The 16,437-nt window shown below is 38.1% G+C and carries 12 protein-coding genes; 6 read left to right on the top strand and 6 right to left on the bottom strand.

What is annotated here, in order from left to right:
• Positions 1 to 414: 414 nt before the first annotated feature.
• Positions 415 to 3,051, bottom strand: coding sequence for a M48 family metalloprotease (locus H6G57_RS00595; protein ID WP_190515187.1), 2,637 nt, complete (start codon positions 3,049 to 3,051; stop codon positions 415 to 417).
• A 271-nt stretch (positions 3,052 to 3,322) separates the two neighbouring features.
• Between H6G57_RS00595 and lgt the strand changes: the two genes are divergently transcribed.
• From lgt to H6G57_RS00580, 3 genes are all read left to right on the top strand, one after another.
• The gene (lgt, locus tag H6G57_RS00590; RefSeq protein WP_190515186.1) at positions 3,323 to 4,183 is read left to right on the top strand and encodes a prolipoprotein diacylglyceryl transferase; all 861 of its coding nucleotides are present in this window, start codon (positions 3,323 to 3,325) and stop codon (positions 4,181 to 4,183) included.
• A gap of 131 nt (positions 4,184 to 4,314) precedes the next feature.
• Complete coding sequence (gene cobM, locus H6G57_RS00585) at positions 4,315 to 5,103, top strand: precorrin-4 C(11)-methyltransferase (protein ID WP_190515184.1); 789 nt, start codon at positions 4,315 to 4,317, stop codon at positions 5,101 to 5,103.
• A gap of 72 nt (positions 5,104 to 5,175) precedes the next feature.
• The gene (locus H6G57_RS00580; RefSeq protein WP_190515182.1) at positions 5,176 to 5,385 is read left to right on the top strand and encodes a hypothetical protein; all 210 of its coding nucleotides are present in this window, start codon (positions 5,176 to 5,178) and stop codon (positions 5,383 to 5,385) included.
• 9 nt (positions 5,386 to 5,394) lie between these two features.
• On the opposite strand, the gene H6G57_RS00575 is transcribed toward H6G57_RS00580, so the two are convergent.
• The gene (locus tag H6G57_RS00575) at positions 5,395 to 6,708 is read right to left on the bottom strand and encodes a site-specific DNA-methyltransferase (protein WP_190515181.1); all 1,314 of its coding nucleotides are present in this window, start codon (positions 6,706 to 6,708) and stop codon (positions 5,395 to 5,397) included.
• 159 nt (positions 6,709 to 6,867) lie between these two features.
• On the opposite strand from H6G57_RS00575, the gene H6G57_RS00570 reads away from it, so the two are divergent.
• From H6G57_RS00570 to pyk, 3 genes are all read left to right on the top strand, one after another.
• Positions 6,868 to 7,680, top strand: a complete 813-nt coding sequence (locus tag H6G57_RS00570; RefSeq protein WP_190515179.1) for an SDR family oxidoreductase — start codon at positions 6,868 to 6,870, stop codon at positions 7,678 to 7,680.
• Positions 7,681 to 7,813: 133 nt separating this feature from the next.
• Positions 7,814 to 8,812: an L-lactate dehydrogenase gene (locus tag H6G57_RS00565; RefSeq protein ID WP_190515177.1), complete on the top strand. Its 999-nt coding sequence runs from the start codon at positions 7,814 to 7,816 to the stop codon at positions 8,810 to 8,812.
• 67 nt (positions 8,813 to 8,879) lie between these two features.
• Complete coding sequence (gene pyk / locus H6G57_RS00560) at positions 8,880 to 10,307, top strand: pyruvate kinase (protein ID WP_190515176.1); 1,428 nt, start codon at positions 8,880 to 8,882, stop codon at positions 10,305 to 10,307.
• 95 nt (positions 10,308 to 10,402) lie between these two features.
• Here the strand turns inward: pyk and H6G57_RS00555 are convergent, their stop codons facing one another.
• From H6G57_RS00555 to H6G57_RS00540, 4 genes are all read right to left on the bottom strand, one after another.
• Entirely contained in the window at positions 10,403 to 10,651 is a 249-nt protein-coding gene (locus H6G57_RS00555; RefSeq protein WP_190515174.1) for a hypothetical protein, read from the bottom strand.
• A 467-nt stretch (positions 10,652 to 11,118) separates the two neighbouring features.
• Positions 11,119 to 12,429, bottom strand: coding sequence for a CemA family protein (locus H6G57_RS00550; RefSeq protein ID WP_190515172.1), 1,311 nt, complete (start codon positions 12,427 to 12,429; stop codon positions 11,119 to 11,121).
• An 11-nt stretch (positions 12,430 to 12,440) separates the two neighbouring features.
• Positions 12,441 to 13,037: a GUN4 domain-containing protein gene (locus tag H6G57_RS00545; RefSeq protein WP_190515170.1), complete on the bottom strand. Its 597-nt coding sequence runs from the start codon at positions 13,035 to 13,037 to the stop codon at positions 12,441 to 12,443.
• A 48-nt stretch (positions 13,038 to 13,085) separates the two neighbouring features.
• A complete protein-coding gene (locus H6G57_RS00540; protein ID WP_190515169.1) occupies positions 13,086 to 16,427 on the bottom strand; it encodes an efflux RND transporter permease subunit in 3,342 nt (1,113 codons plus the stop codon).
• Positions 16,428 to 16,437: the final 10 nt, after the last annotated feature.

Here is a 16,437-nt window from a genome sequence, read left to right as displayed (position 1 = left end):
AAAATACATTGAACTTCCTATAGCTAAGACCATATAAAGTCAACTCACTGGATGTTAACTTCCTGCCTTTGGAGTGCCAATTTTTGAGTACAGCATTCAACAAAAAATTTGTCATTTCTTTTAAGTTGCTGTTTCGCCTCGGATGAATCAGGCTATTGAATGGAACCTAGAACCTTTGCTATGGGTATTCCAGTACCGGATCGTTATGAGCCAATCTCTAAGATAGCACAGCCTTGAACACAGTTCTAGGGTTTTACCAAAATTTTTGCATTTGATTGTGCAAAATTTGTGAATTGTCTCAACGGCGTGATCAAATTGACTCTATCCCAAAAGGGGTAACGTTAGGCTTAATGTGAAGTTAATTAATGTAACATTGATCCAGCAAAAAAGCAATATTTTTCTTGTGAATTTCCTTCACCATCCCCCTTGAGAAACCAGATAAGCCCCCCAGAGGGTAAAACCCAAGGCTAAAATTGTAGACCACAAGGGATGTCCGCCTTGTAAGACAGTTCGATGATCGGAGGTTTCTAGGGTGTCTACATCTATCCAAGGCGTCGCCCCTCGTCGCCACCATCCCGTTACTTTAAGGGTTTGGGTGATTAACTCCTGGGGTTGAATGATTCTCGGCCAAAAATTGCTCAGGGGAGTCCATTGGGGAAGATAATGCAGTTTGACCATTCCGGTTGACGTTTGTAGGATTAAATCTTGAGCAAAGGTATTCTTTAAACTGGTGCGACCCAGAAGTTGACCTGTTAAACAAATTGGTTGACTATCGAGGGGAATGGCATTAGGTTTAATGACTAAATCTGATAAGTGGGGTTGATTTAAAATATTAGAGGATTTAATCTCAGGAAAAAAGGGATTAGTCCGAATAAAAATTCCTAAACTACAGCCAATTGGAATAGAACCTGCCATAATCCAATAGTCTCCCCATAGCCATTCTAATTGCCACAGCCCTAACATTGAACAGAGTCCCCCCATTAACCAAAGAGTTCCGCCAATTGCCATTCCTGCGGGAATCCCAAAAAACGGTGCGCCTTGTAATAATAAAGGGGAATTATTAAGATCGAATTTTTGCGGTTTTGGAGGGTTGAGATGGGAAAGATCAAATTCCGGCTCTAATTTCCAATAAGCTGCATAAAAACTTAGAATTTTTAATCGTTCTCCGATGAGAGGATGGGATTGATTTAAGGTTAGCCAAAAGGTATAGGAATTGGTTAAATCCCATTGAAATAAAGAGTCGGGAGAGGTGTAAGGGGTGACACTCCCCCAGGTTAAAGCTTGTTGATAACTCAGGGGAGTTAATCGATCAAAGGCTTCGAGAATAAAATCGGTTTTTCCTTGGTTTTGAATGGTTTGAGATAATTTTATGGTAATTTTTAATAAAGCGCGAGTTAAAGCGTTAGGATTTCCGGTGAGGTTACAAGCGATGCGATCGCTATAATAAACTCGACGACGGGATAAATACAAGGAGGGGAATCTTAAAAGTTTGTATAAACCATAGCAGAGAGGACAAATAAAAGTAGCGATCGCATTGAGGATTTGCTCTATTATTTTTTGAATAATCCTAGGATAGGGAAGATTTAATTGCGGTAATTTTTCGCTAAATTCTGCTAAATACCAATAAATTAAATAGGGAATTTGACTGATGATTATAGCAAAAGACATCACAGCAAAATCCCATTCTCCAATCGAGGCAATTTCCCGCGCAAAAATAGCAGCTAGTTCTTCTTCTGTTAATTGGTCTAATAATCCTTGACTAACAACAATTCGAGCAAATCGTCGGAAACTTCCATAGGAAAAAATAATCGGATCATCAATCGGTAATAATTTAACTTCGGGAAATTTAATTTTTTTCTTCTGACAGTAATTCCTTAAAAGTTTGTTGGTTTCTTGGCTATAGTTAAATAACATTGTTAAGGGTAAAGGTTTTAAACCATAGCTGAGTTTAAGTAGTCCATCCCATAACCAAGGAGAGAATACCCATAAAATCAATAAAGTGATATAAACTCCTTGAGTGGGGTCACGATAAAATAAAGGAATTGGTTGTAACAAAGGTAGCCAAGTTAAAGCTTGATTGGTAATTTCCAGTAACTTATCTAATAAATGAGGCGTTAACCACAATATCGATAAAATCGTTAATACAAATTCAGCAAAAAATCTGGAAGTTTGCCAAATCCAACCCACTATAAATAAAAACAAAAGAATAAAAATAATTTGCCAAGGTTGGCGGGATAATTGTTGCCAAGGGTTTAAAATAGGTTGCCAAATCCAAATTTGATTTAAGGTATTATTAATAAATGCTAAAACAATCGGTATAAACCAAGTTAAACCCACAGCAATTAAGAGTTGTTCAAGTTTAAAAGGACTTGATTGTAAAGGTTTAAGCTGTTTCCAATTCGTGGCTCTTCCGGCTTGTCGCCATTGCCATTCTTGAACCGCAGGCGCGGGAGAAGATTCAATAATTTCCGGTTCAGAATTAACACTAGAAGGGGGAATTTTTGAAATTGGTTTTTGAAAGGTTGATTTAGTTTTTTCTCGGTTTAAAGATGGAGCTTGGGGCACAGGAACACTGGGAGATTTTTGAGGTGGTGATATCGAGGAAGGTTTGGGTACTTTTCCTAGGGTAGATTTCGCCTTCGTCGGTTGTAAGTTAGGATTTAAAGGAATAAAACCAGTTTCTATAATAGGGGGTAATTCTGAAGGCAGGCTTTCATCAGATGGGTTAGAATTTTCGATATCAATAGATTCAGTTTTATTCGATTTTGGAGGGTTGCGTTTTAATAGTTTTTTTAAGTAATCCGTTGCCCAAGTTTGGATTTTTTCTTGATGACATTGGGTTAAATTTCGACATAAAGTAATGGCTGATTTTGTATTTCCTGTTCGCTCATAAGCCATTACTAAACCGACTTGCGCCTTGAATTTAGAGGGGTTTTCAGATTGAGCAATCGGTTGTAAAATAGCGATCGCCTGTTGATAATCCTTAGATTTTAAAGCCGCTAACCCTAATTCTAAATCCGATGAATGGGGAGGTAAATTTGAGGAAGACATAGGGGGACGTTTACCATTAAAACAATTGACGGTGGCGGGTTGATGGGAAAACCAGAAGCTGAAACCATAATCATCAGCAATCCAGCCTGATCAAAAAGGTTAAAATTTGACAGAAAGCACACTTCATCCTATTGTACTAATTTTTCCCCCTAAAAACATCTTAAAATTTATTTTATTTAATATTTTAATCCGCCTTCTTTTCAAAAAAAAATTAGACCTGATCTGTAATCCCCGAAAGATGATACAATAACTTGGCTTAGAATCAGCTATTATGGATACAAATCATTTATTTCTAGCATTTCAATTTACCTCTCCCGGCCCCATTATCTTTGAAATCGGGCCGTTATCAATTCGGTGGTATGGCGTGTTAATTGCCTCTGCTGTCTTAATTGGAGTTTCCTTGTCTCAGTATCTAGCCAGCCGTCGCCAAATTGATCCTGAACTCATCGGGGATTTAGCAATCTGGTTAGTGATTGCAGCAATTCCTTGTGCGAGATTGTATTATGTGGCATTTGAGTGGGAAAGTTATGTTAATAATCCCGCTAATATTATTGCCATTTGGAAGGGAGGAATTGCCATTCATGGAGCAATTTTAGGGGGTTTAATTGCAGCATTATTATTTGCAAAAATCAAACAAATTCCCTTTTGGCAGTTAGCCGATATTGTTGCACCTTCGTTAATTTTAGGTCAAGCCATTGGACGTTGGGGTAACTTTTTTAATTCTGAAGCCTTTGGTGACCCAACGGATTTACCTTGGAAACTTTATATTCCCCCCGAACGTCGTCCTTTTGGCTTTGAATCCTACGAGTATTTTCACCCCACTTTTCTGTATGAATCCCTCTGGAATTTAATGGTATTTACCTTATTAATCACCTTATTCTTTCGAGGGTTAAAAGGTAAACCGCCTCTGAAACCTGGAACAATCTTTCTGGTTTATTTATGTGCCTATAGTGCAGGTCGAATTTGGATTGAAGGGTTACGCACGGATAGTTTAATGTTGGGGCCTTTAAAAATTGCTCAATTCGTCAGTTTAAGTGGAATTATCATAGGATTATTCGGCTTAATTTGGTTATATGGATTGAAGCGAACCTTACCGGATGTCGTGCCGAAATCTCATTCCTCTAATTCTTAAATAGAAAAAGCCCTAGACTCGATAGCCAGGGCATCAACCAGGGTGCATCTACCATTCTTGTCTTCTTACTGGGTCAGTTGAGATCCGGAAAAACTAAAAATCAATCATAAATTTTGGGGAATCAAAATCTCATGCAGCAGGATAGAACAGTGCTAAAACCAGCCGTTTATATTGTCGGTGCCGGCCCTGGTGATCCTGAGTTATTAACCATAAAAGCTCAAAAGTTATTAGCATCGGCGGATGTGATTTTATTTGCAGATTCCCTTGTTCCTCCACAAATTTTAAGGGGGGTTCGGGCGGATGCAGAACTGATTAAAACGGCAAATAAAACCTTAGAAGATATTCTACCCTTAATGATTGAACGAGTCCGTCAAGGAAAGTCGGTTGTGCGGTTACATTCGGGCGACCCTAGTTTATATGGAGCGATTTATGAACAAATTCAACAGTTAAATGCAGCAGAAATTGAATTTGAAATTGTCCCTGGAATTAGTGCGTTTCAGGATGCAGCCGCTAAATTAAAAGTCGAATTAACGGTTCCAGAATTAGTGCAAACCATTATTTTAACCCGTGTTAGTGGCAAAGCAACTGCGGTTCCAGCCGATGAAGAATTGGAAAGTTTAGCGGCTCATAAAGCCAGTTTATGTTTATATTTAAGTGCCCGTTATGTTGAGGAAAGTCAGCAAAAGTTAATGAAATATTATCCGCCAGAAATGCCAATTGCAATTTGTTACCGTTTAGGATGGCCAGATGAGAAAATCCGGGTGGTTCCTTTAGAAAAAATGGCACAAGTAACCCAAGAAGAAAATTTAATTAGAACGACGCTTTATGTGATTAGTCCGGCTTTAGCAAAAACCCCCCATTCTTCAACCTTAAGATCAGGATTATATAACCCTGAACATTCCCATTTATTCCGTCCTTAAACCAGTTTCTAGGGTGTATCAAGAAACACTATTAGTTAATATTTTACAAATCTTGTTTAGGAGAACTCTCCCTTGGTTTCGTTTGCTGAATATAAAACTAGGAATTCTCAGTATATCACTTTCATAGACTCAGAATTTTATCCCGATTATTTGGATGAAGCCACCATGATTTATGGAAGTGTTATAGAGCAGTTTGCCAATTTAGCTAATACTGCTAATAGTTCGGCTGATTTACTGTTGAGAATTACTGAAATCCCTTGGTTTGCACTCTCAAAATGTTAGATGAAAGATTTACCAGAGATTGGCTTGAAAGTTAAGTAAATAGTTCCAGTCTTCAATTTGATTTTCTGTCACTTTTTCTAAATCAGATTCCATCTCAATATATACTTCTAAACCACTTTTTAAAATTCTATTTGTATTGATTAAAGACTGCTGTTGAGGTAAACTTCCATTTCCATTAACAAAATCTCCCATTGCTTGAGTTCCTTTAACTAAACGTTGAATAGTCGTTTCTATAGCTAAAAGAGAGTTATCAATCCCAATCCATTGTCTTTTTAATTCTTCTGCAACTGCAACAGTCGTTCCACTCCCTACAAAAGTATCTAATATTAGATCTCCAGAATTAGAGGAAGCCTGAATAATTCGTTTTAGAAGTTCAGGGTTTTTTTCAGTTGGGTAGCCTGTAATTTTAATATTTTGGTTATGAGCATCTTTGAATTCAAGCCAAATATCTTGAACCGCTATTCCTTTGCTTTGATCAAGGTAAACTTTCCGTCTAGAATTTCCAGTAGACGACCAGTAAATTTCACCTTTTTTATCCATTTCTTCTAAGGTTTCTGGAGTATATTGCCAATGTTTACCCGGTGGAGGAAGCATCCCACGCCAAGGTTGACCTGTTGATCCTTTTCTTTCTCCAGGTGCATGAATGGGAACTTTTTTATAGCGTCTTCCTGTTTTTTCTTCAATGTATTGATATTCTTTAATGACTTTATCATCTGTCCACGGTTCAAAAGGTTGGTTCCAGATATAATCATCGGTTTTTGTATAAAAAAGGATATAATCTGAGATATTTCCATATTGATTTTTAGTATAATTTTTAGGATTGCATTTTTTTCGAGTAATCCAATTACGGAAATTCTTAATTCCAAAAATTTCATCCATTAAAATTTTAACGGGAAAAGCCATATTTTGGTCTAAATGAATATAGATTGATCCTTGTTCTGATAAAAGTTCTTTAAGTAAAATTAACCGTTGTCTAATAAATTCTAAATAATCTGCACCTTCTCGGAAATCTTGATAAGCATAAGTTTGTTGTCTTGACTCAAACCCTAGTCCAGTTGCGTAGGGTGGATCAATATAAATTAATTTAATTTTTCCTGCTATATCCGAATGCTCTAATAAATTCCTTAAAACCCTTAAATTTTCTCCATAAATTAACTGATTTTTAATTTCTTTTTCTACATTTATAATTTTTCTTAATTGTGCTGATGGACTCTCTAAAATATCTTCAATACTAACTTTTCCTACATATTCCAAGGAAAAGGAAAGTAGGCTACTATCTTTTAGCTTTTTGTACTGATTCTTGCCGGGTATCCCTGTTGCCATTTCTAGTCGTTTACTTTTGGGTTTATAGTTAAATTATATCTAATTATATATAATTTTTAAAGGATCGCCATAGGCTAAAATTATTTTAGCAGACTATCTTATTTTGATGTTTTTTTGTTATAATACCTTAAAGGGAATCTAACTTGCCATGATTTTGATATGAATTTTAATCAAACTAATATTATTATTACGGGGGGTTCTAGTGGAATTGGAAAAGCAACGGCTCAATTATTAGCGAGTCTTGGTGCAAATTTAACGATTATTGCTCGAAATCAAACCACTCTCGACCAAGCTCAAACAGAAATTGAAGCCGTAAAATTATCTCAAAATCAGAAAATATTTACCCTTTCGGCTGATGTTTCTCTACGGGAAGAAGCTGAAAATTCAATCAAAAAAGCGATTAAACTTTTAGGGAATGTTGATATTTTAATTTTATCAGCAGGAATGGCTCATCCCGGTTATTTTCAAGATGTTCCCCTAGAAATATTTGAACAAACAATGGCTGTAAATTATTGGGGATCGTTGTATTGTATTCGAGAAGTTTTACCCACAATGATCCAGCAAAAACAAGGTAAAATTGTTCTCATTTCGTCAGGAGCCGGATTAATAGGAATTTATGGTTATACACCTTATAGTCCAACTAAATTCGCGTTAAGAGGATTAGCAGAATCGTTGCGAGGAGAACTAAAGCCCTTGGGAATTCAAGTTTCTATTGTTTATCCGCCCGATACGAATACATCTCAATTATTAGCTGAAAACCAGACAAAACCTTCAGAAACAAAAGCAATTACCGGAACAGTTAAACCTTGGGAACCGGAAGATATTGCTCAAGAGATTATTAAAGGGATTAAAAATAATTATTTTGCGATCGCACCGGGATTAGAAATGAAATTTTTAAATTCTTTACATAGTTTACTCTTCCCCCTCTTAAATCGTTATTTTGATCATTTAATTCAGAAGATCAAAGGTTAAATTATGTTTAATTTTTTTTAAATTAAATCTAAATTTGTTAATTTCGAGATTATCATTGATATAATGATTCCAGATCACCGATCAATTTCAGGGAATTAGCTTTTTTTATTATCCTATCAATCCTCGGAGGGTTATGTTTCAGCCATTATTTACAACTCATCCAGATGATCATAATCCCTTAAGCCCCATTCGCCCTCGTAAAGGTGTGATTATTGGTGCTGGACAAGTCGGGATGGCCTGTGCTTATTCGTTATTAATTCAAAATTGCTTTGATGAACTAATTTTACAAGATATTAATCAAGAAAAAGCTGAAGGGGAAGTCATGGATTTAGTTCATGGACTTTCTTTTATTGAACCCACACAAGTAACAGTCGGAACCGTTGCTGATGCAGGACGGGATGCAGATTTAGTGATTATAACAGCCGGAGCCAGTCAAAGACCTGGAGAAACTCGTTTAGATTTAGTCGGACGAAATGTAGAAATCTTTAAAAAATTAATCGGAGAGATTGCTGAATATTGTCCGAATGCAATTTTATTAATTGTTGCTAACCCAGTTGATATTATGACCTATGTGAGCTTGAAACTTTCCGGGTTTCCAAGTTCTAGGGTAATTGGGTCAGGAACGGTTTTAGATACGGCCCGTTTTCGATACTTATTAGCAGAAAAATTGAAACTTGATCCCCGCAGTATCCATGCTTATATTATTGGTGAACATGGAGATAGTGAAGTTCCAGTTTGGAGCAAAGTTAATGTAGCGGGAATGAAAATTTGTGATGGAGACTGGGAAGGATCTCCCTCCTGTGAGCATGAAGAATTACAGGATATTTTTCAGCAAGTTAAAAATGCCGCCTATGAAATTATTCAACGCAAAGGATATACTTCCTATGCCATTGGTTTAGGGGTTACGGATATTGTCACGGCTATTTTACGGGATCAAAATCGAATTATTACCGTGAGTCGTTCTGTTCAAGGATTATATGGTCTTCCTGAACTTTGTGTCAGTTTACCTGTTTTAGTCAACCGCAAAGGTGCGACTAAAATTATTAATCTTTCGTTGACTGAAACCGAAGAAAAACAGTTACAAAACTCCTGCAAAGTGTTGTATGAAATTATTGAAAAACTACATTTATAAACATCACAGAGTCAGAAAAAGAGATACTCCTTAATCGGTTACTCGTGTTAATTTTAGGTCAAAAATCATGCTCAAACCTTTACAAAATCGAACAAAAATTGTTGCGACGATTGGCCCTGCTAGTAAATCGCCAGAAGTCATTCGTCAAATGGTGAATGCAGGAATGAATGTGGCTCGCTTAAATTTTTCTCATGGCAGTTATAAAGATCATGCAGAAACCGTAAAATTATTACGGCAAGTTTCAGAAGAATTAGATACTCCGATTACGTTATTACAAGATTTACAAGGGCCTAAAATTAGAATTGGATATTTACCGTCGGAAGAAATAGAATTAGTCGATGGAGAATTATTAACCTTTGTTCCTGTTGATGAATTTGAGAACAAACCCCATACTGTTCCGATTGATTATCCCTATTTAGCAGAAGAAGCAGAAACGGGAGCACAAGTTTTACTGGATGATGGATTATTAGAATTAAAAATAGAAGGAATTCAGGGAAATGCGGTTCACTGTCGCATCATTGAAGGGGGAAGGTTAAAAAGTCGTAAAGGGGTAAATTTACCGAGTTTAACCTTGCGTCTTCCCTCCTTCACGGAAAAAGATGAACAAGATTTAGACTTTGGAATTTCTCAAGGAATTGATTGGGTTTCTTTAAGTTTTGTGCGTCGTGCTGAGGATGTTCAAGCATTAAAAGCGTTATTAGTTGAAAAGGGAGCACCGCAGATGCCAGTGATCGCAAAAATTGAAAAACCTCAAGCGATCACCAACTTAGAATCAATTATCAATGAATGTGATGGGTTAATGGTAGCACGGGGAGATTTAGGAGTAGAAATGAACCCGGAAAGAGTGCCCATCTTGCAAAAACAAATTATTCGGATGTGTAATCAAAAAGGCATTCCGGTGATTACCGCAACCCAAATGTTAGATAGTATGATTCACAATGCTCGTCCAACTCGTGCCGAAGCCAGTGATGTTGCGAATGCCATTATTGATGGGACGGATGCTGTTATGTTATCAGGAGAATCCGCCGTTGGTAAATTTCCGGTTAAAGCGGTACAAATGCTCTCTAAAATTGCCCGTGATGTCGAACCAGAAATTGAGTTTAAAAATTATCCTCCGGCGCTATCTGATGAAACTCATGCGTTAACAGAAGCGTTAAATACAATTGATAAAATTCTGAATTTAAAGTGCATTGTTTCCTATACCAGTACCGGATACACCGCAACTTTAGCCGCCGCCGAACGACCAAAAGTTCCGGTTGTTGCTTTGACTCCCGACGCAGATGTTTATCACCGTTTAAACTTAGTTTGGGGGGTTAAACCTGTTTTATTAGAACATCACGTCAATTCTTTTGAAGGATTAATTGATCTGGCTCAAGAGAAATTATTACAACGACAACTTGCAGAAATTGGAGATAAAATCTTAATTGTGGGCGGAATTCCAGCCAATACCGCGAGGGGTACTAATTTCTTAAAAATTCATACCTTAAGTAATTAAAAATCCTTTATCCCTCTCCTAACTGGGGAGGGGTTTAATTCAATCTAATTTCATTAACCCTGGTGTTGAGATAGGATTTTAACTGTAGCCAATGATTATTTTTCCGCTTCTTGAGGCGTTGATTGTCGAACTAATTCGAGGGAAGAACCAATAATAAAACCCATTGCCGCGCCTGCTAGAGCATAAGTCCGAGGTGCTCTCGACTGGCTATAACCTAAATCTAAAGCGGGGCCAATATTACAGCATTGATATTGTTTTTCACTATATTTAGACGCTCCCAGTCCTGCAACTGTACCCACTACCATCATCACCATTCCCGAAAAAATCACAAGTCGCATATTCATCATGATCCTCCTTGAATAACTCTAACGCCCAGAAATTGTACTTAGATTGACAGATACAATCATTTTATTGCTCGTTCAATCTGAAGTTAAAATTTAGTGTAATAATAACCTTCTATTTTAAAAGTAGCTCTATTTTTCCGTTTTTGAATGCTATTTTTAATTTATTTTACAAAACTTCAAAAAACTTGATTAAAATTCGTTAATTTGAAAGGCTGAATTTTTGAATCCTGAATGCTTTTCGGCGAGATAGAACACTTTGATATATTAAAATGATATATTGAAAATCAGAATTTGTCTATGTAATATTCCATCCTTAAATGTATGCTACAGATCTCCCCCCTTTTTAAGGGGGGTTGGGGGGATCATCTGTAGTGCTCATAAGGGAATTTCATATAACAGAAATGATAACCGTCGCTAATGCAGTTAGCAGTCCCATCATTGAGTTTAAAGCAAAATCTAAGATTAACCTAAGTATTCATTCGTTCATAAATAGCAGAAGCAGCCGGAGAGTAACGAGTAAGGTAACTAAAAATCCAGAATTTAATACAGGAATCAATAATAACAGGAACCGTTGCAATAAACGCATTAATAGCTACGGGACTTTCTGGAAGTCCAAAGTGAGCTAAAACCCCTGCTAATAAAACTTCCCATCCTTCGGCGGAGTGAAAACCGACAAACATATCGGTAATTAAAATAAACAAAAAGACTTTTAAAGGATCACTTAAATTTAAAAAGGTTCGATTAGAAAAGCTTCTAACAATTGTAATTTTAGTTCGGTTAAAATATACTAATCCCACAAAAGTAAGTAAAGCAACACCATCCGATAATATATTTTTCCACCCATTTAAAGCTCGATTACGGGATTCTTGCCAAATTTCAATCGCTTTTTCCGATAACTGTTCCTCTTTCTCGACCTCGGAAAGTTTCGGTATTACCCCTAATAACTGTTGAATTTCCAGACCTTCTTTAAAAGCTGAATATTCTCTTAAAAACTCCTGTCGAATTTCTGCGGTGAGTTCGATTTTAGTAGGATTTTTATCACTGTAATTTCCCAGTAAAGGATCAAAAATGATAGTTTTTACAGTGACTTGAACCAATAAAGGAATAAAGAATAAAATTATTAACCAACGCATTGCTAATTTATCTTGGATGCGTCTAATTCTTAATTCTTGAACCACTTGTTGTTCATAATTTGGGGTAAGTTTTTGACCTTTGAAAAAACCCCAATTAAACCAACCTTTGGCTTGAGATTGACGGGAAAGATTAGATTGAGCCGCAATCACAGCCGGATCTAAAGTTAGGGTGCTGGCTGACTCATTTTGTTCTTGTTTGACTTCTTCGGAAGTTAATCCTATTAAATTCGTGGAATTAATATTAGGAGGATTGGCTAAACTTTCGATTAAGATATCTTCAGAATTATCTCGATATTTTTGAACAATAGAATCAATAAAATTAAGCTTTTCTATAATTTCAGCTTCAGATATTCCAACAGATTGAGGCGTTTCCTCATCAATCAAACCTTGAGGTAATAAAAAACTATTAATTTTAAATTGAGCTAAATTAAACCGAATGTTAAAAAGATGGCGATCGCGTAAACTTTTAACAAAATCCACCATTGTTTTTTGAGACTCAGGACGATAATTAATCGGGTTTCCTTGAAAATATTTATCTTCCAGAGTTTTAATTTCTTCAGCACTTTGATAAGCGGATTCTAAAAGTTGAATTTGTCTTTGGTTCAACCAGCGATTAAGATTGAATCGGCTAAAATTTCGATTCATAACTCTCCTGATTACTTAATACCACAACGCAATAAACGAGCAATAAAATAAACCGCCATTTTCGCCCCATAGGGAGAACGCCACCATCCAGAGGGATGACAACCCACCGGAGCAGATGAGCTAAAATCCAGATCTTCATAGTCTAATAATTTATTATTCACCACCCATCCCATTTCAGTCCCCATCGCTTGTAACACTTTCATATCAACATCAGAAATATCATCGGTTCCCCCCAAACGGGTATAAATTTGTTGTTGGACGCTAAAACCAAAACGATTGTTACTGTAACTCATCCATAATTGATCAAGCAATTGTAGCGCACTACAGGGAAAGTTCATGACTTCATCAGGAATAATATTCTCCAGACTACTTTTGCTCATAATTTCTAACATAATATTGGTGGTTTCTTCGTCAGCTTCTCTCCAATTTTCAGTCGCCAATAAATCCCGCAATTTGCGATATCGATACAAATCCGTTAATAATAATAGTGCTTGGTCTAATTTATGTTCTAAGCGATCAATGCGTTCAGATAAAGAATTTAAACTCAAGGGTTGAGATTGACCTTCAGAATTAGAAGCAGGTTGAGAGGAAAGAGATTCGTTTGACATTGTTTTAGGAAAATAGGGAATTGGGAATTGGGAATTACGAATTACGAATTACGAATTACGATTAACGGGACTACTATCTGATGCGGTTGTACTGGAATTTGACGTAGGGGTGGGGTTTTCCCGCCCATCTTGAGGGTTTTCCCGCCCATCTTGAGAATGCCCATTATCCGAAGGAGGTTGAGGTTTATTTTTATCGGATTTATTGTTATTAGGTTTCTCTGGTTTTTCGCCTTTGAGGAAACGGGATTCTAGGGTTTTAATCGTAATATATAAGTTTGGGGTAATTAACAAACTTAATAACGTTCCTGCTAACAAACCGCCAAAAATCGCAGTACCCAATGACCAACGACTACTTGAACCCGCACCCGAAGCCACCACTAACGGCCAGAACCCAATTAAACTAGAAATTGCCGTCATTTGAATCGGTCGAAACCGTTGTTCAGCAGCTTGAATAGCAGCTTGGGTAATACTTAAGCCTTTTTCCCGTAATTGGTTGGCAAACTCCACAATTAGAATTGAGTTTTTAGACGCCAAACCAATCAACATCACCAAGGCCACCTGCACATAGACATCATTGGTGATCACGGGCCATAATGTCCCACTCAGCAGAATATTGGATCGGAACCAAACCGCCGCCATAGCACCCAAAACCGCTAAGGGCACAGACAGCATAATAATGGTGGGATCAATATAACTTTCGTATTGGGCCGATAGCACCAGAAACACCATAATAAAGGCTAATCCGAAAATAATCACCGCCGATCCCCCCGACGATTTTTCCTCCAAGGCACTTCCTTGCCAAGAATAGCCAAAACCAGGGTCTAAGACCTCCGAGGCTAATTTTTCCATTGCAGCGATGGCTTGACCCGTACTGGCGGTGGGTGCGGGGTTGCCTTGAATTAACATCGAACGGAAGATATTAAAATGGTTGATGGTTTCTGGCCCCACAAAATCTGTGAGTTTGACTAAATTACTTAGAGCAATCATCTCCCCATCTTGGGAACGCACATATAACTGATTAATATCTTCTGGTCTGGCGCGAAATTCCGCTTCTGCTTGAGCATAAACCCGATATTGACGCTGACCCAAGACAAAATCATTCACATAGGATGATCCTAAAAAGGTTTGAAGTGTGCCAAAGACATCATTAATATTGACATTTAAGGCTTTAGCGCGATCGCGTAATACCTCAACTTTCTTCTGAGCTTTACTAGCGGAAAACTGACTAAAAACCCCTTGAAAAGTTGGATCGGCATTAGCGGCTCCAATTAAACGATTTCCATTTTCAATTAAAGATTGAATTGGTAAACTTCCGGTTTTATCTAATAACTGAAATTCAATGCCTCCGGTATTACTTAAACCTTGTACCGGAGGCGCGTTCACTGCAAAGGCTTGAACTTCTGGAATTGATTGCAAAGATCCATTTAATCGTCTTAAAACGCCATAAACCGACTGTTGTTCCGTCGGTCGGTCTTCCCAAGGTTTTAATAATACAAACGCGATCCCTTGACTGGGGTTTTGTCCTTCAAATCCAAACCCCGGAACCACAAACGCACTTTCAATTTCAGGTATGGCTAAGACGCGATCAACAATTTGTTCGGCTGCTTTGGAGGTATAGTTGAGGGATACCCCATCAGGAGTCCGAAATAGAATTAATAAATATCCTTGATCTTCTTCAGGAACAAACCCCGATGGGACTAATTGATAAACTAATACCGTTGCCACTAAACCCCCGACAAACACACCCATCACCAACGCATTAATCCGGGTTAAAAAAGTAATAAATTTACCGTATTTTTCCTGTAACCAACCGAAAGCTTGATTAAATTTATCAAAAAACCATCCTAACGGCCCCCGTGTTTCCTGTTTACGACGCAATAATAACCCGGCCATACTGGGTGAAAAGGAAAGAGCGTTGAAGGTGGAAAAGATCAAAGCAAAAATAATGGTGATGGCGAATTGTCGATAAATTGCCCCTGTAGTTCCTGGGAAAAACGATACTGGAACAAATACAGCCATCAACACGATTGAGGTGGCAATGGTGGCTCCGGTGAGTTCCTGCATGGCATCTAAAGCCGCCTGACGGGGTTTCATCCCCTGTTCAATTTTGATTGAGACGGCTTCAACAATCACGATGGCATCGTCCACCACTAAACCCGTTGCTAAGGTACAAGCAAATAGAGTTAAGGTATTGAGTTCAAACCCAAAGGCTTTTAACCCCGCCATCGCCCCAATTAACGCTACCGGAATGGCAATTGAAGGAATTAAGGTGGCTCGCCAGTCCTGTAAAAAGACAAAAATCACTAACACCACCAAGGCGATCGCCATGAATAAACTGATCACCACTTCTTCAAGGGACACCTTAATAAACAAGGTGGTATCATAAGCGACACGGCTTTCAATACCGGGGGGGAAACTTTTACTCATTTCCGCAATGGTGGCTTTGATTTGGCCTGCCGTTTCTAAGGCGTTACTTCCTGGTAGCTGATAAATCCCTAAACCAACAGCAGGTTCTCCGTTAAATGTGGCGCTTAAGTCATAACTTTCTGCTCCTAATTCTGCCCGACCCACATCCTCAAGCGTGACTAAGCTGCCATCATCATTGGTTTTGAGTACCATTTGGGCAAATTCTTCAGCCGTGCGAAGACGACTCACCGCCTGCAACGGAATTTCAAACAGTTGACCGGGGGGAGTGGGTTGTTGACCCAGAGTTCCGGCCCCGACTTGAATATTTTGTTCCCGTAAAGCCCCGACCACATCCTGAGCCGTTAACCCCCTAGCAGCCATTCGAGAGGGATCAAGCCAAAGTCGCATGGCATATTTCCGTTCTCCAAAGATCGTGACTTGACCCACCCCAGGAATTCGACTAATTTGGTCAACAATAAATAGATCAATATAGTTACTAATAAAAGTGGGATCGTAGAGGGGTTTTCCCGTCTCATCTTTAGCAGAATAAAACGCACTCACTAACAGAATATTAGGTGATGAAGCTTCAACCGTTACCCCAGTTTGTTTCACACCATCGGGTAAATTGGATTCCGCTTGAGCGACTCGGTTTTGAACATTAACTTGAGCAATATTGCGATCAACATCATTAGGAAAAAAGACGGAAATATTACTCACGCCATTATTCCCGGTGCTGGAGGACATATATTTCATCCCCTCTACCCCGTTAATTTCCCGCTCTATAATTGTGGTTACGGTGGTTTCTGTTGTTTCTGCATCCGCCCCAATATTCACCGCCGTTACACTAATTTGAGTATTAGCTAAGTTTGGCAGTTGGGTAATGGGAAGCAACGGAATTGAAATCGCACCCACCAAAATAATGATGATGCTGCACACTGTCGTTAAGACAGGCCGTTTAATAAAGGTGTTAACAAACAGAATCATGGGGAGACGG

The sequence above is a fragment of the Planktothrix sp. FACHB-1365 genome, assembly GCF_014697575.1.
In the GTDB taxonomy this organism is placed as follows: Bacteria; Cyanobacteriota; Cyanobacteriia; order Cyanobacteriales; family Microcoleaceae; genus Planktothrix.
Note: the sequence above shows the minus strand (reverse complement) of the source record. Positions and strands in the feature narration are given on the sequence as shown.

What these genes read in the sequence shown, in the direction of transcription:
- H6G57_RS00595 (WP_190515187.1), bottom strand. Translation starts at nt 3,051, where the DNA reads ATGTCTTCCTCAAATTTACCTCCCCATTCATCGGATTTAGAATTAGGG.
- lgt (WP_190515186.1), top strand. Translation starts at nt 3,323, where the DNA reads ATGGATACAAATCATTTATTTCTAGCATTTCAATTTACCTCTCCCGGC.
- cobM (WP_190515184.1), top strand. Translation starts at nt 4,315, where the DNA reads ATGCAGCAGGATAGAACAGTGCTAAAACCAGCCGTTTATATTGTCGGT.
- H6G57_RS00575 (WP_190515181.1), bottom strand. Translation starts at nt 6,708, where the DNA reads ATGGCAACAGGGATACCCGGCAAGAATCAGTACAAAAAGCTAAAAGAT.
- H6G57_RS00570 (WP_190515179.1), top strand. Translation starts at nt 6,868, where the DNA reads ATGAATTTTAATCAAACTAATATTATTATTACGGGGGGTTCTAGTGGA.
- H6G57_RS00565 (WP_190515177.1), top strand. Translation starts at nt 7,814, where the DNA reads ATGTTTCAGCCATTATTTACAACTCATCCAGATGATCATAATCCCTTA.
- pyk (WP_190515176.1), top strand. Translation starts at nt 8,880, where the DNA reads ATGCTCAAACCTTTACAAAATCGAACAAAAATTGTTGCGACGATTGGC.
- H6G57_RS00555 (WP_190515174.1), bottom strand. Translation starts at nt 10,651, where the DNA reads ATGAATATGCGACTTGTGATTTTTTCGGGAATGGTGATGATGGTAGTG.
- H6G57_RS00550 (WP_190515172.1), bottom strand. Translation starts at nt 12,429, where the DNA reads ATGAATCGAAATTTTAGCCGATTCAATCTTAATCGCTGGTTGAACCAA.
- H6G57_RS00545 (WP_190515170.1), bottom strand. Translation starts at nt 13,037, where the DNA reads ATGTCAAACGAATCTCTTTCCTCTCAACCTGCTTCTAATTCTGAAGGT.
- H6G57_RS00540 (WP_190515169.1), bottom strand. Translation starts at nt 16,427, where the DNA reads ATGATTCTGTTTGTTAACACCTTTATTAAACGGCCTGTCTTAACGACA.